This window comes from Dietzia sp. SL131, assembly GCF_026672565.1.
Lineage (GTDB): Bacteria > Actinomycetota > Actinomycetes > Mycobacteriales > Mycobacteriaceae > Dietzia > Dietzia kunjamensis.
Map to the genome: position 1 here is coordinate 541912 of NZ_JAPPRI010000003.1, position 12138 is coordinate 554049.

The following is a 12138-nucleotide window of genomic DNA, read 5'->3' on the forward strand; positions in this document are numbered from 1 at the left end:
AGGAGGCACCAGTGTCCGAGTCGAGAAGTGGGCTCAATCGCGTCCTGCGTGCGGCGGCCGCGCGGGTTCCGGAGCCGCGGGGGGCGCGTACGTTCCTCAACCGCCTCACCCACCCGCTGCGGATGGATGACTACTCGTCGCTCATCTACCCGCTGTGGTCGTCCCGCGAGCTGCGCGGCGAGATCGTCTCCGTGCGCCGTGAGGCCGACGACGCGGTGACCCTCGTGATCAAGCCGGGCTGGGGCGCCACGCCCGAGTACCGCCCCGGTCAGTACCTGGGGATCGGCGTCCTGCTCAACGGCCGGTGGACCTGGCGCTCGTACTCGTTGACGTCGGCGCCCACGACGGGGCGTGGCGAGTACTCGGTGACGGTCAAGGCCCTGCCGGAGGGGCTGCTGAGCAACCATATCGTCGGAACGGTCGAGCCGGGGATGATCGTCCGGCTGCAGGCGCCGGCCGGTGATTTCCACCTGCCCTCGCCCACGCCCGAGAAGCTGATGTTCGTCACCGCCGGCTCGGGCATCACCCCGGTGATGGGCATGCTGCGGTCGCTGGACCGCCGCTCGGCCGACGAGGGGTTCCCCGACGTGGTGCACGTCCACTCGATCCGCGACCGTGATGACGCGCTGTTCCACGACGAGCTCCTCGCGCTGGAGCGCACCCAGCCGGGTTACACGCTGCACCTGCGGGTGACCAGCGAGGACGGCCGCATCGACTCCGAGCAGATGTCGGCGCTCGTGCCGGACTGGTCGGAGCGTCCCACCTGGGCGTGCGGGCCCTCGGCGATGCTCGACGAGCTGACCGAGCACTTCGAGGCAACGGGACGGGACGACCTCCACATGGAGCGTTTCACCGTGGACCGCAACGCGGGCGCGTCGGGCGGGACCGTCAAGTACGGCTCGACTGACAAGACGGTGGAGCTCGACGGGGCCACCACGATCCTCGAGGGCGGGGAGAGCGTGGGCGTGCAGATGCCGTTCGGCTGCCGGATGGGTATCTGCCAGACGTGCGTCGTGGGCCTGGAGGAGGGCCACGTCCGCGACCTGCGCAACGGCACCGACCACGGTCCGGGGGAGCGGATCCAGACCTGCGTCTCGGTGGCGCTGGGGGACGTCGAGATCAAGATCTGATCGGCCGCCCGGCCGGCGCCCCCGTGAGGCCCGGGTGCCGGCCGGGCCACACCCGGCCGCCGGGCCACGCCCCGCCGCAGTCCACCGGATCAGTCCTGGTCGAACCCCAGCGCCCACGGGTCGTTGGACTGTAGCGCCCCGAGGAGTTCCCGCACCGCGAGCGCCCGCCGGTGCACGGCGGGGTCGGTGACGGCGTCGAAGGCACACTCGGGGTCCGCGGGCGGGCCCTGGTGGGTGCATCCGCGCGGGCACGCGCCGGCGATCTCGTCGAGGTCGGAGAACGCGGCCACCACGTCGTCGGGGGAGACGTGGGCCAGCCCGAAACTGCGGATGCCGGGGGTGTCGACCACCCAGCCGCCCGTCGCCAGTTCGAGGGCGACCGATTGCGTGGAGGTGTGTCGCCCCTTTCCGACGCCGGAGACCACGCCCGTCGCCCGGTAGGCATCGGGGACCAGGCGGTTGACCAACGTCGATTTGCCGACGCCCGAGTGCCCGATCATCGCGGAGATTCGGCCGTCGATCAGGTCGTGGAGATCGTCCAGCTCGTCGTCGACCCCCACCCGCAGGACCGGCACGTCGAGTTCGGCGAACTCGGCGGCGAACACCGACGGGTCGTCCAGGTCGCCCTTGGTCAGGCACAGGACGGGGTCGAGCCCCCCGGTGTAGGCGGCGACGAGGGCGCGGGCGACGAACCCGGCGCGCGGCGGGGGGTCGGCGACGGCCACGACGATGAGCAGGAGCTCGGCGTTGGCCACCACGACCCGCTCGTAGGGGTCGGAGTCGTCGGCGGTCCGGCGCAGCACCGTCGAGCGTTCCTCGACGCGGACGATCCGGGCGAGGGTGTCGCGCGCGCCGGTGAGGTCGCCGACGACGCCCACGTGGTCACCCACCACCACGGGGGTCCGGCCGAGCTCGCGGGCCCGCATGGCGACGACGCGGGTCCCGGCGGTGTGGTCGGGGCCGTCGTCGAGCAGCACGCAGCCCCAGCGCCCGCGGTCCACGGCGACGATCATCGCGGCGGCGGCGTCGTCATGGCTGGGCCGACGTTTGGTCCTGGGGCGTGAGCCCTTCCCGGGCCGGACCCGGACGTCGGACTCGTCCCATCCTCGTGCGCTGCCCGCACCCCGTCCGCTCGGCATGGCCGCCCGTCAGCCCTGTCCGGCGAGCATGTCGGCCCACATCGCGGTGAAGCCGGGCATGGTCTTGGAGGTGGACTCGACGTCGTCGACCCCGACGCCCGGGGCCACGAGGCCGATGATGGCGCCGGCGGTGGCCATGCGGTGGTCGGCGTAGGCGCGCCACGGCGCGCCGTGCAGCGGGGCCGGGGTGATCTCGAGGCCGTCGGCGAGTTCGGTGACGCCGCAGCCCACGGCGCCGAGTTCCGCGGCGAGCGCGGCGAGGCGGTCGGTCTCGTGTCCGCGCAGGTGTGCGATGCCGGTGAGCCGGGAGGGGCCGTCGGCGAGCGCGCACAGCGCGGCGACGGTGGGGGTGAGCTCGCCGATGGCGGACAGGTCCAGGTCCACGGGGGACAGGCGTGAGGGGCCGACGACGACGAGGGTGCCGTGGCCCGCACCGTCGGCGTCCTCGAGGGTGACCGACGCACCCATGTCCCGCAGGATGCCGCGGATGGCGTCCCCGGGCTGGGTCGTCGTGGCGGGCCAGTGCGGGACGCGGACGGTCCCGCCGGTGACCGCGGCGGCGGCGAGGAACGGGGTGGCGTTGGACAGGTCCGGTTCGACGACCCTGTCGACGGCCGCGATCGCACCCGGCGCGACCCGCCACGAGGACGGGGTCGGCTGGTCGACGGCGACGCCGGACTCGCGGAGCATCTCCAGGGTCATCTCGATGTGCGGCCCGGAAGGGACCGGCGAGGCGCCGACGTGGACCAACTCCGCGCCCTCGTCGAACCGCGCGGCGGAGAGCAGCAGGCCGGAGACGAACTGCGAGGAGGCGGAGGCGTCCATCTCGACGCGGCCGCCCCGCAGAGAGCCGGTGCCGTCGACGGTGAACGGCAGGCTGCCCCCGGTGATGGCGGCGCCCAGTGCGCGCAGGGCGTCGAGCACGGTGGCCTGCGGGCGGACACGGGCCGCGGGGTCGCCGTCGAAGGTGGACCGGCCGGTCGCCAGGGCGGCGACCGACGGGACGAAGCGCATCACCGTGCCGGCCAGTCCACACTCGACGTCGGCGCCCCGCAGCTCACCGGGGGTGATGACGAGGTCGGTGTCACCCGGGCCGAGCGGTCCGGACGGTCCCTCGATGCGTGTCCCCAGCGCCTGCAGCGCGCCGATCATGAGATCGGTGTCCCGACTGCGCAGCGTGCCGACCAGGCGGGAGGGGCCGTCGGCCAGCGCCGCGAGCACCAGAGCACGGTTGGTCAGTGACTTGGACCCGGGGATGGTGACGTCCGCGTCGACGGGGCCGGCGGCGACGGGCGCGTTCCAATGACTCACCTGGTCATTGTCGCCCATCGCGGCGGCATCCGCCGGACCCGGGTGCGAGGATGTCGGCATGTGTGGACGGTTCTCCCTCTCCTCGGACCCGGCGCTGCTCGCGGTGGAGCTGGACGCGGTCGACGAGGCGACGTCCCCGCCTCCCGGCCTGTTCCCCGCCAGCGCGCCCCGGGCCCCGCGGTTCAACATCGCGCCCACCACCACGATCCCGGTTCTGGCACTGGACGTCCCGCGGTCCGAGAGGCTCGTCGAGCCGGCCGGAACGGCGGCGACGGCGGGTCAGGGCGCGACCCCGGGCCCGGGCGCGGCGGCGGGCACGGCGACGCCCCGGCGGGTGCTCCGGGCGATGCGGTGGGGGCTCGTTCCCTCGTGGGCGGGGGACTCACAGCGGCTGCCGAACCTGTTCAACGCCCGGGTGGAGACCGCGTACTCCAAGCCGTCGTTCCGGTCCGCGGTCGCCCGCCGGCACTGCGTGATTCCGATGGACGGCTGGTACGAGTGGGTGGCGGGCGAGCCCGCGACCCCCGGCGGGAAGGCGGGGCCCAAGCAGCCGTACTTCATGAGCCTGCCGGGGGACCGCGGCCTGCTCATGGCCGGGTTGTGGGAGGCCCGACGGGACCCGGTGGACGAGACGGTCACCCAACTGTCGTGCACGATCCTCACCACGGAGGCGCTCGGGTCGCTGCGCCGGGTGCACGACCGGATGCCGCTGGTGGTCCGCCCCGAGGTGCTCGGGGACTGGCTCGATACCGCCGTCATGCGTGACCCGCGTGCCCTGGTGGACGGCGCGGGCGGTGACCTGGGCGAGTGGGCCGAGTCGGTGGAGATCAGGCCGGTGTCGCGGGCGGTGTCCACTGTCCGCAACGACGGCCCGGAGCTGGTGCGGCCGGTCGACCCCGCCGAGGGGATGCTCTTCTAGGCGGTCGTGACCGGGCGGCCGTGTCCGGGCGGCCGTGACCGGGCGGTCGTGACCGGGCGGTCAGCCGGCCGTGATCGGGGCGGTCACCGCCCGGGTGATCGCCACCAGATCCACGGGGGCGAGCTCGATCTCCCACCCGCGTCTGCCGGCGCTGCACAGGATCGTGGGGTGGGCCAGGGCGGAGGCGTCCACCACCGTCGCCAGGGGGCGCCGCTGGCCGACGGGCGACACGCCCCCGACGACGTACCCGGTGCTCTTCTCCGCCACGTCGATCGGCGCCAGGGTGGCTTTGCCGCACCCCAGGGCGGCGGCCGCGGCCTTGAGGTCCAGCGAGGAGGTCACGGGCAGGACCGCCACCGCGTGCGGGACCCGTGACCCCTCGGGAGGTCTGCCGGTGGCCAGGACCAGTGTCTTGAACACCCTGTCCGCGGCCACCCCCAGTCGGTCGCCCATCACGCGGGCCGCCTCGTCGCCGTAGGCGGCGTCACCGGTCACCTCGTAGGTGTGCACGGTGTGGTCGATGTCGGCGTCGCGCAGCGCGACGATCGCCGGGGTCGCCGCGGCGCCGCCTCGTCCCTTCCTGCTGCCCACGGGACGGGAGCCTAGCGGGTGACGGGGTCCGGAATACCGCGGCGGTCCACCGCGTTGATTCCCAGCAGGTACCCGGGGTAGGTCCCGGGTCGGAAGGGAGGGTGCGATGCGGACCGCGGTCCTCGACGCCCCGGGCGTGCGGTTAGACTCCGGGACACCGACAGGTGAGGAGTTCCGGTTGCCGACCGAGTTGCAGCCCGACGAGGCCGACCAGCGCGCAGAGAAGTTCGAGGAGCTGGCGATGCCACTCCTCGACCAGCTCTACGGCGCGGCCTTGCGGATGACCCGGAATCCCGCCGATGCGGAGGACCTGGTGCAGGAGGCCTACGCCAAGGCCTTCGCGGGGTTCCACTCGTTCAAGCCGGGGACCAACTTCCGTGCGTGGATGCATCGCATCCTCACCAACGCCTACATCAACCACTACCGCAAGCGTCAGCGCCAGCCCGCGCAGTACCCGACCGATGAGATCACGGACTGGCAGTTGGCCGCCGCGGCCGAGCACACCTCGACGGGCCTCCGCTCGGCGGAGGTCGAGGCGATGGAACTGCTGCCGGACGACGAGATCCGGGCGGCCCTCGCCGAGCTGCCGGAGGAGTTCCGGATGGCGGTGTACTACGCCGACGTCCAGGACCTGCCGTACAAGGAGATCGCGGAGATCATGGACACCCCGCTGGGGACCGTGATGTCGCGTCTACACCGCGGTCGCAAGCAGCTGCGCGAGCTGCTGCGCGACGTGGCCACCGAGCGGGGTTTCGGCCGCGACCGCGAGGAGGGGGCGAAGTGATGAGGGAGCACGACCCACGACTCGACGAGATCGACTGCCGGTCGGCGAAGCGCGACCTGTCCCTGCTGGTGGACCTCGAGTGCGACGACGCCTGCCGCTCTCGACTCGAACATCATCTCGCGGGGTGCCCGGACTGCCGGGAGTTGTTCCTCTCGGAGCGCCGCCTCAAGGCGAAGCTCTCCAGTTCGTGCTGCGAGAAGGCTCCGACCGGGCTGCGGGAACGCCTGATGGTGGAGATCCGACGCACGACGGTGACCACGACGGATGCGGACGGCACCACCGTGGTTCACAGACACACGACCGTCGAGAGACGCGACTTCGGCTGATCCGCGGACGCGGTGACGGACGACGAGGGGGCGGGCACCGGTCAGGTGCCCGCCCCCTCGTCGTCCACGGCGTCCGGACTCAGCTGTTCGGACGCTTACCGTGGTTGGCGTTCTTCTTACGGCGATCCCGCCTCTTGCGGCCACGCTTGCTCATGGTCGCCTCCTTTCGTCGGTGTACAAGTCTTCCATGCGCGGGCCCGTGTGGTTGCATTGGAGGTGTCCGGGGGCCGTTGTCGAGGAAGCAGAGGAATAATCCATATGACTGAACAGGTCCGTGCCGAGATGGTCGCGAACGTCTTGGAGGTCGTCGCGGCGGTCGGCACCGAGGTCGCCGAGGGCGACACGATCGTTCTCCTGGAGTCGATGAAGATGGAGATCCCGGTGCTGTGTGAGGGCTCGGGAACCGTGACGGAGGTCGCGGTGAAGCCCGGCGACGTCATCCAGGCGGGCGATCTCATCGCCGTCATCGACTGACCGATCTGCCGCCACAACGGCGGGAGGCCGGTTCCCACCCTGATCGGGTTGGGAACCGGCCTCTCGTACGCTGGCCGTCCTGGGGTCGGACGACGGCCGCGTCAGACGGTCGGGGTCAGACCGTGGTCCGGGTGCGGGCGCGGCGACGCTTGAGGGCGCGACGCTCGTCCTCGCTCATGCCGCCCCACACGCCGGCGTCCTGGCCGGACTCGAGGGCCCAGGTCAGGCACTCGGCGGTGACGGGGCAGCGGTTGCAGACGATCTTCGCCTCGGCGATCTGCGCGAGGGCGGGGCCGGAATTGCCGACGGGGAAGAACAGCTCGGGATCCTCGTCGCGGCAGATGGCCTTGTGGCGCCAGTCCATGGGAACTCCTTCGTCGTGAGACCGAGGTCGGGTGCGCCGGGCAGCACGAAAACGCGCCGTTCAGGCGTGGACCTGTACGATCGACGTGAGAACGTGCGTATTCGGTGACACCCGACGGGGTGGTGGGGGTTGTACCCGCTCCGCGGGCTCGCTCCTGCTGGAGTGGCTCCCGGTTAAGGCAAGGCAAACACGGTGTGTCTGCGCTGTTACAACTGATCGTCCCACGATTCCCTGACAAGTCAACCCTCTTGAACCTCGATGTGGTAAACGTCACGCGCTTTGTCAAATCGGCGCGAAAGCGCACACCAGAGGCTGTTATCGACTAGGTGGAGCGCGCTCCACCAGGGGTGTGGGGCCCGGTGGATCCGGTGCCACATAGTCTTGAGAGGTGAACGTGAGACGACAGGACGAGCCCCGTGTTCCGGCAGACCCGCGGATCGCGATCCCCGGCCCGGTCCGCCTCGCCGGCTGGATCGCCTCTGCTCAGGGGCTCATCGGCGTGGGCATCGCGGTGGTCCTGTTGGTCCGTGCGATCGGCGGCCACCGCGAGGAGACCGTGGTCATCAGCGGGTACGGGACCGCCGTGTGGTTCGCGATCCTCGGGGGCGGGTTGTTGGCCGCCGGGCTGGGATTGCTGCGCGGTCGGCGGTGGGGCCGCGGTCTGGTGGTGATCGCCGAGCTGCTGCTGCTCTTCGTCGCGTGGTACGTGGGGGTGGGGTCGCACCAGTACCTGGCCGGGATCGCCCTGGCGGTGGTGTGTGCCTCCGCCCTGGTGGCGTTGTTCCGGCGCGACGCCGTGGAGTGGTACGCCGCCTGACCGACTGGTACGCCGCCTGACCGGCCGTCCGCGGCCCGGTCAGGCCAGCAGCTTGTAGGCGTGGATCGAGCCGCCGCGGCGTTCGTAGAGGATGTCGCCGATCTGCGCCAGCCCGGTGACGCCGTCGCCCTCCGCGGAGGTGGCACCCAGCCGGAGTGTCTCGACGCCCGAGTCGTGGTCGAGGAGACCGAAACCGCCGGCGACGGGGAGCAGTACCCAATCCCGCGCGGTGGTGACGTCGGGGTCGGGTGACCACCCGCCGGTCAGGCCCGGGCCGGTCGCCCCGCCGGCGGTCCAGGTGTGCTGGCCGGTATCGGTCCGGAAGGCGTGGGTGGCGCCGCCGTCGAACCACCGTGCCTGGGTGTCGTCGCCGGAGAGTGTGGTGGCGCCCGGTTTCGCCGCGGGTTCGGAGTCCAGTCGCAGGACGGGGGAGTACTGGCGCGGGGAGGTGAACCATTCGACGGCCCAGGCACCGTCGCGGTCGGTCAGTGCGAGGACGCCGTCGTCGGTGACGTCGATGATCCACAGGCCACGGGCGCCGGTGGTCTCCGAGGCGATCTCCTCGGGCTTGCGGCTGTCCTCGGGGACGGTCTCGGCGAGCGTGAGCCGTGTGGAGTCGTCGCCGGGGCAGCGTTCGGCGACGGCGAACCGGTCGTCGGTGAGGTCGGCCGTTCCGAGGGTGCAGCCGGTACGTGGTTGCATGTCGGCTTCCTGGGGCGCCTCGACGGCGCCGTACTCGACGGTGCGGACGAGGTCGTCGCGCCAGATCTCGAGCCGCTCGGGGCTGGAGGCCAGCGCGTGCCGCCAGGTCGAGGTCAGTTCCATCGCGTCGGGGAAGGCGCTCTGCCGGGTGCTCGTGTACTGCTGCGTCGTCGGATCGAGGGCGGTGACGTCACTGCACCCGGCGGCCCCGTCGAACGCCGCGGCGAGGATGTCGGCATAGAACGTGGCCGCGCAGGGACGTCCGGCGTGCGAGTAGGTCCACCGCGGCTCGCCCGAGCCCGCGTCGCGGCCCACGAGGGTCCCGTCGTCGTCGATGGTGACGAGGTTGCCCTTCGTGGTCAGTGGGGCGCCCGCGCCCCCCGACGCGTGGGACCACAGGGGCTGGAGGGAGGTGGGGCGTTCGACCGCGGGGCCGTAGACGGGCTGCTCGTCGTCGGCGGCGCGGAAGTGCGAGCGGTTCGCGCTTCCCGATAGCAGGACGGCGGCGGCCACCACCGCCATGACGAGGACGATGACGGCCGCGGTCGCCAGATCGCGGCGTGTCCCCCGTTCGGAGGGCACACCGGGGAACCGTCGGCCCGGGCCGCCGGTGGCGTGTCTGTCTGCGCGCACGTGCCGTGTGTGGGGAGGTGGTGGCCCGGTCAGTCCTGACCGGCCTGGTCGGGCGACGACGACGAGGGGCGCCGACGGCGACGGCGGCGCCGCGGGGGTGCGTCCCCGGGGGTCGCCGAACCGTCTGCGCTGTCGGTCCCGGGAGCGGGGTCACCGGACGTGGTGGGCGTCGAGGCCCCGTCAGCGCCGGAGGCCCCGGTCCGGGTACGCCGCCGACGGGGTCCCGATCCGGTCCCGGACTCCCGGGCGGGCCCGCGGGAGTCGCGGTCGGCCGGGCGGCGGCCGGAGCCGGTCCCGGTGGGGGCGCCGACGCGTCCGCCGGCGCTCTCCGGGATCCCGAGATCGGACCGCAGGTGCGGGGACGTCGAATAGGTCTCGGCGGGCTCACCGGACCCGAGTCCGAGGGCCTTGTCGATCAGGCCCCACCGGGGCAGGTCGTCCCAGTCCACGAGGGTGACGGCGACACCCGTGCGTCCGGCGCGGCCCGTGCGGCCGATCCGGTGCACGTAGGTCTTCTCGTCCTCCGGGCACTGGTAGTTGATGACGTGGGTGACATCGTCGACGTCGATCCCGCGGGCCGCGACATCGGTGGCGACGAGGACGTCGACGTCACCGGAGCGGAACGCCTTGAGGGACTTCTCACGCGCTCCCTGGCCGAGGTCGCCGTGGATGGCGCCCACCCGGAAGCCGCGCTCCGCGAGATCGTCGGCCAACTTCTGGGCGGTGCGCTTGGTGCGGCAGAAGATCATGGTGGCGCCACGGCCCTCGGCCTGGAGGATCCGGGAGACCACCTCGGGCTTGTCGAGCGAATGGGCCCGGTAGACGTACTGGGTGGTGTTCTCGTGCGTGGCGCCGGAGTCGGCGGCCTCGGCGCGGATGTGGGTGGGTTTGGTGAGGAAGGTGCGGGCCAGGGTGATGATCGGGCCGGGCATGGTGGCCGAGAACAGCATGGTCTGGCGCTTCTCCGGGACCATGCGCAGCAGCTTCTCGATGTCGGGCAGGAAGCCCAGGTCGAGCATCTCGTCGGCCTCGTCGAGGACGAGGGCCTCGACCTTGCCCAGCACGAGCTTCGACTGGTTCGCGAGGTCGAGCAGGCGGCCGGGGGTGCCGACGACCACGTCGACGCCCTTCTCCAGGGCCTCGGTCTGCTGCTCGTACGGCGTTCCGCCGTAGATCGCGAGGACCTTGAGCGGGCGGGTGCCGGACCCGGAGGCCGCCGGCGCGGTGAGGCCGGTCGCGGCGATCTTGAGGTCCTGGGTGACCTGGACGCACAGCTCGCGGGTGGGGACGATGATCAGCGCCCGGGGGGTGCCGTCGAGCGTCCTCGTCGCCTCGCCGGTGGCGATGCGGTGGAGGAGCGGGACGCCGAACCCGTAGGTCTTGCCCATTCCGGTCCGGGCCTGACCGATGAGGTCGGATCCGGCCAGTGCCAGCGGGAGGGTGAGTTCCTGGATGGCGAACGTGTGGGTGATCCCGCGCTCGGCGAGCGCGGTGACGATCTCCGGGCGGACGCCGAGTTCGGCGAAGCTGGGGGAGGAGTCGGAGGACGGGGCGTCGACGACGGCGGTCGTCGTGGCCATGCCGTCGACCTCTTCGGTGGTGACATCTGTGGTGGACAGGGCGGTGCCTTTCTCGTCTCGCGCGCGGATGGTTCGGGCCGCACAAGGTCCGGCCTCGCGAGCGGGGCGCGCGCACATTTCCACGGGACCTGTCACGCCCGGCGCCGGAGCGATCCGGACCCGGGGAGTGATCCACGTGCACACATCCTATCCCGTGCCGCCGCCTTTCGAGCGCGTCGGGCTAGCCTGGATCGCACGCACCGCCGATGACGGCGTGACATGCGCCTACGACGAGAAGGGCAGGCACCGTGGAGGTCAAGATCGGCATCGCCGACAGCAACCGTGAGCTCGTGTTCAAGACCGGGATGACGCCGGAGGACGTGTACAAGCGCGTCGAGGCGGCCCTGACCGCGGAGGCCAAGGCGGTACTCGAGCTCGAGGACGAGAAGGGGCGCCGTTACCTCGTGTCCACCGATCGGGTGGCGTACGTCGAGATCGGCGAGACCGCGCGCCGCGCGGTCGGGTTCCTCTCCTGAGGGAGTGAACCCCGGGCCGGGGGCCGCCCTCGCGGCCCCGACCCCCGGGGGTCAGACCTGGTTGTCCGGGTCGGTCCGGTCCCCTCCGTGACGCGGGATCTTGGACAGGCCGCCCCAGCACAGCGTGACCGTCGTCGAGACGGCGTCCGCGCGGGGGATCGGCCGGCCGGCGTCGAGCCAGTGCCCGGCGCTGACCCGGCTGGCCCCGACCAGTCCGACGGCCAGCAGTCGCGAGCGGTGGGCGTCGAGCCCGGAGTCCCCGCGGACGAGGTCGTGGACCGCGTCGATGCACCCGTCGGTGGCCCTGTCGAGTTCCCGCCGGACGTCCTCGTCACCGGACTCGGAGTAGAAGACCAACCGGAACCCGCGGGTGTCGGCGTCGGCGTACGCGAAGAACGTGTCGACGGCCGCCTCGACCCGGCGCCGGTTGTCGGAGGTCGAGTCCAGCGCGGCACGGATGCGCCCGAGCAGTTCGTCGACGTGGTGGCGCAGCACCTCGATGTACAGGTCACGTTTGGAATCGAAGTGCTGGTAGAGCACCGGCTTGGAGACGCCGGCCAGGACGGCGATGTCATCCATCCCGGAGGCGTGGAAGCCCTGGTCGACGAACACGGTCCCGGCGGCGTCGATCAGCTGGCTGCGCCGGGCCCCGCGGGGGAGCCGGGCCGCTCGGGTGCGGCCCGGTGCGGCCGGGAAGGGTCCGTCCGGGCTCGTCATCTGCTGGCTCCTTCTCCGCCCGGGCGGGAGTCGACAGGCGTCCGGGCCAGACGGACAATACCCGCAGCCGCGGAGTGCGGGAGGAGGCGCCTCACCCCTCATGTGGGATCGTGTAGGCCTTGACTTCAGGAGTGGA

The 12138-nt window shown here is 72.1% G+C and carries 15 protein-coding genes; 7 read left to right on the top strand and 8 right to left on the bottom strand.

Going from position 1 to position 12138, the window contains the following annotated elements; translation table 11 throughout:
• Window positions 1-11: 11 nt before the first annotated feature.
• Window positions 12-1130, top strand: coding sequence for a ferredoxin reductase (locus tag OVA21_RS03230; RefSeq protein ID WP_067712304.1), 1119 nt, complete (start codon window positions 12-14; stop codon window positions 1128-1130).
• Between the two features lie 89 nt (window positions 1131-1219).
• Here the strand turns inward: OVA21_RS03230 and rsgA are convergent, their stop codons facing one another.
• Together rsgA and aroA are read right to left on the bottom strand one after the other, a co-directional pair.
• Window positions 1220-2269: a ribosome small subunit-dependent GTPase A gene (rsgA, locus tag OVA21_RS03235; RefSeq protein ID WP_268091749.1), complete on the bottom strand. Its 1050-nt coding sequence runs from the start codon at window positions 2267-2269 to the stop codon at window positions 1220-1222.
• Window positions 2270-2278: 9 nt separating this feature from the next.
• A complete protein-coding gene (aroA, locus tag OVA21_RS03240) occupies window positions 2279-3598 on the bottom strand; it encodes a 3-phosphoshikimate 1-carboxyvinyltransferase (RefSeq protein WP_268093104.1) in 1320 nt (439 codons plus the stop codon).
• Between the two features lie 40 nt (window positions 3599-3638).
• On the opposite strand from aroA, the gene OVA21_RS03245 reads away from it, so the two are divergent.
• Complete coding sequence (locus tag OVA21_RS03245) at window positions 3639-4499, top strand: SOS response-associated peptidase (RefSeq protein ID WP_268091750.1); 861 nt, start codon at window positions 3639-3641, stop codon at window positions 4497-4499.
• A 60-nt stretch (window positions 4500-4559) separates the two neighbouring features.
• On the opposite strand, the gene OVA21_RS03250 is transcribed toward OVA21_RS03245, so the two are convergent.
• On the bottom strand, window positions 4560-5090 hold the full coding sequence (locus OVA21_RS03250) for an aminoacyl-tRNA deacylase (protein WP_268091751.1): 531 nt from the start codon (window positions 5088-5090) through the stop codon (window positions 4560-4562).
• Window positions 5091-5196: 106 nt separating this feature from the next.
• Between OVA21_RS03250 and OVA21_RS03255 the strand changes: the two genes are divergently transcribed.
• Complete coding sequence (locus OVA21_RS03255; RefSeq protein ID WP_067712319.1) at window positions 5197-5874, top strand: sigma-70 family RNA polymerase sigma factor; 678 nt, start codon at window positions 5197-5199, stop codon at window positions 5872-5874.
• A complete protein-coding gene (locus tag OVA21_RS03260; RefSeq protein WP_067712322.1) occupies window positions 5874-6200 on the top strand; it encodes a zf-HC2 domain-containing protein in 327 nt (108 codons plus the stop codon). Before OVA21_RS03255 ends, OVA21_RS03260 begins: the two co-directional genes overlap by 1 nt.
• A 79-nt stretch (window positions 6201-6279) precedes the next feature.
• On the opposite strand, the gene OVA21_RS19310 is transcribed toward OVA21_RS03260, so the two are convergent.
• Complete coding sequence (locus OVA21_RS19310; RefSeq protein WP_370452405.1) at window positions 6280-6354, bottom strand: 50S ribosomal protein bL37; 75 nt, start codon at window positions 6352-6354, stop codon at window positions 6280-6282.
• 104 nt (window positions 6355-6458) lie between these two features.
• Here OVA21_RS19310 and OVA21_RS03265 point away from each other — a divergent pair, with 104 nt between their 5' ends.
• Window positions 6459-6674: a biotin/lipoyl-binding carrier protein gene (locus tag OVA21_RS03265; protein ID WP_067712324.1), complete on the top strand. Its 216-nt coding sequence runs from the start codon at window positions 6459-6461 to the stop codon at window positions 6672-6674.
• 115 nt (window positions 6675-6789) lie between these two features.
• On the opposite strand, the gene OVA21_RS03270 is transcribed toward OVA21_RS03265, so the two are convergent.
• Window positions 6790-7038 carry a WhiB family transcriptional regulator gene (locus OVA21_RS03270; protein ID WP_067712327.1) on the bottom strand — a complete coding sequence of 83 codons (249 nt, stop codon included), beginning with the start codon at window positions 7036-7038 and terminating at the stop codon, window positions 6790-6792.
• Window positions 7039-7426: 388 nt separating this feature from the next.
• On the opposite strand from OVA21_RS03270, the gene OVA21_RS03275 reads away from it, so the two are divergent.
• Window positions 7427-7855: a hypothetical protein gene (locus OVA21_RS03275; RefSeq protein ID WP_096905877.1), complete on the top strand. Its 429-nt coding sequence runs from the start codon at window positions 7427-7429 to the stop codon at window positions 7853-7855.
• A gap of 39 nt (window positions 7856-7894) precedes the next feature.
• Here OVA21_RS03275 and OVA21_RS03280 read toward each other — a convergent pair whose 3' ends face one another.
• Both OVA21_RS03280 and OVA21_RS03285 read right to left on the bottom strand, forming a co-directional pair.
• Window positions 7895-9190 (bottom strand): Rv3212 family protein, encoded by a 1296-nt coding sequence (locus OVA21_RS03280; RefSeq protein WP_268091752.1) that lies wholly within the window; start codon window positions 9188-9190, stop codon window positions 7895-7897.
• A gap of 29 nt (window positions 9191-9219) precedes the next feature.
• Entirely contained in the window at window positions 9220-10770 is a 1551-nt protein-coding gene (locus OVA21_RS03285) for a DEAD/DEAH box helicase (RefSeq protein ID WP_268091753.1), read from the bottom strand.
• Window positions 10771-11057: 287 nt separating this feature from the next.
• On the opposite strand from OVA21_RS03285, the gene OVA21_RS03290 reads away from it, so the two are divergent.
• Entirely contained in the window at window positions 11058-11285 is a 228-nt protein-coding gene (locus tag OVA21_RS03290) for a DUF3107 domain-containing protein (protein ID WP_067712332.1), read from the top strand.
• Window positions 11286-11336: 51 nt separating this feature from the next.
• On the opposite strand, the gene OVA21_RS03295 is transcribed toward OVA21_RS03290, so the two are convergent.
• Window positions 11337-12002: a TetR/AcrR family transcriptional regulator gene (locus OVA21_RS03295; RefSeq protein ID WP_268091755.1), complete on the bottom strand. Its 666-nt coding sequence runs from the start codon at window positions 12000-12002 to the stop codon at window positions 11337-11339.
• Window positions 12003-12138 lie beyond the last annotated feature (136 nt).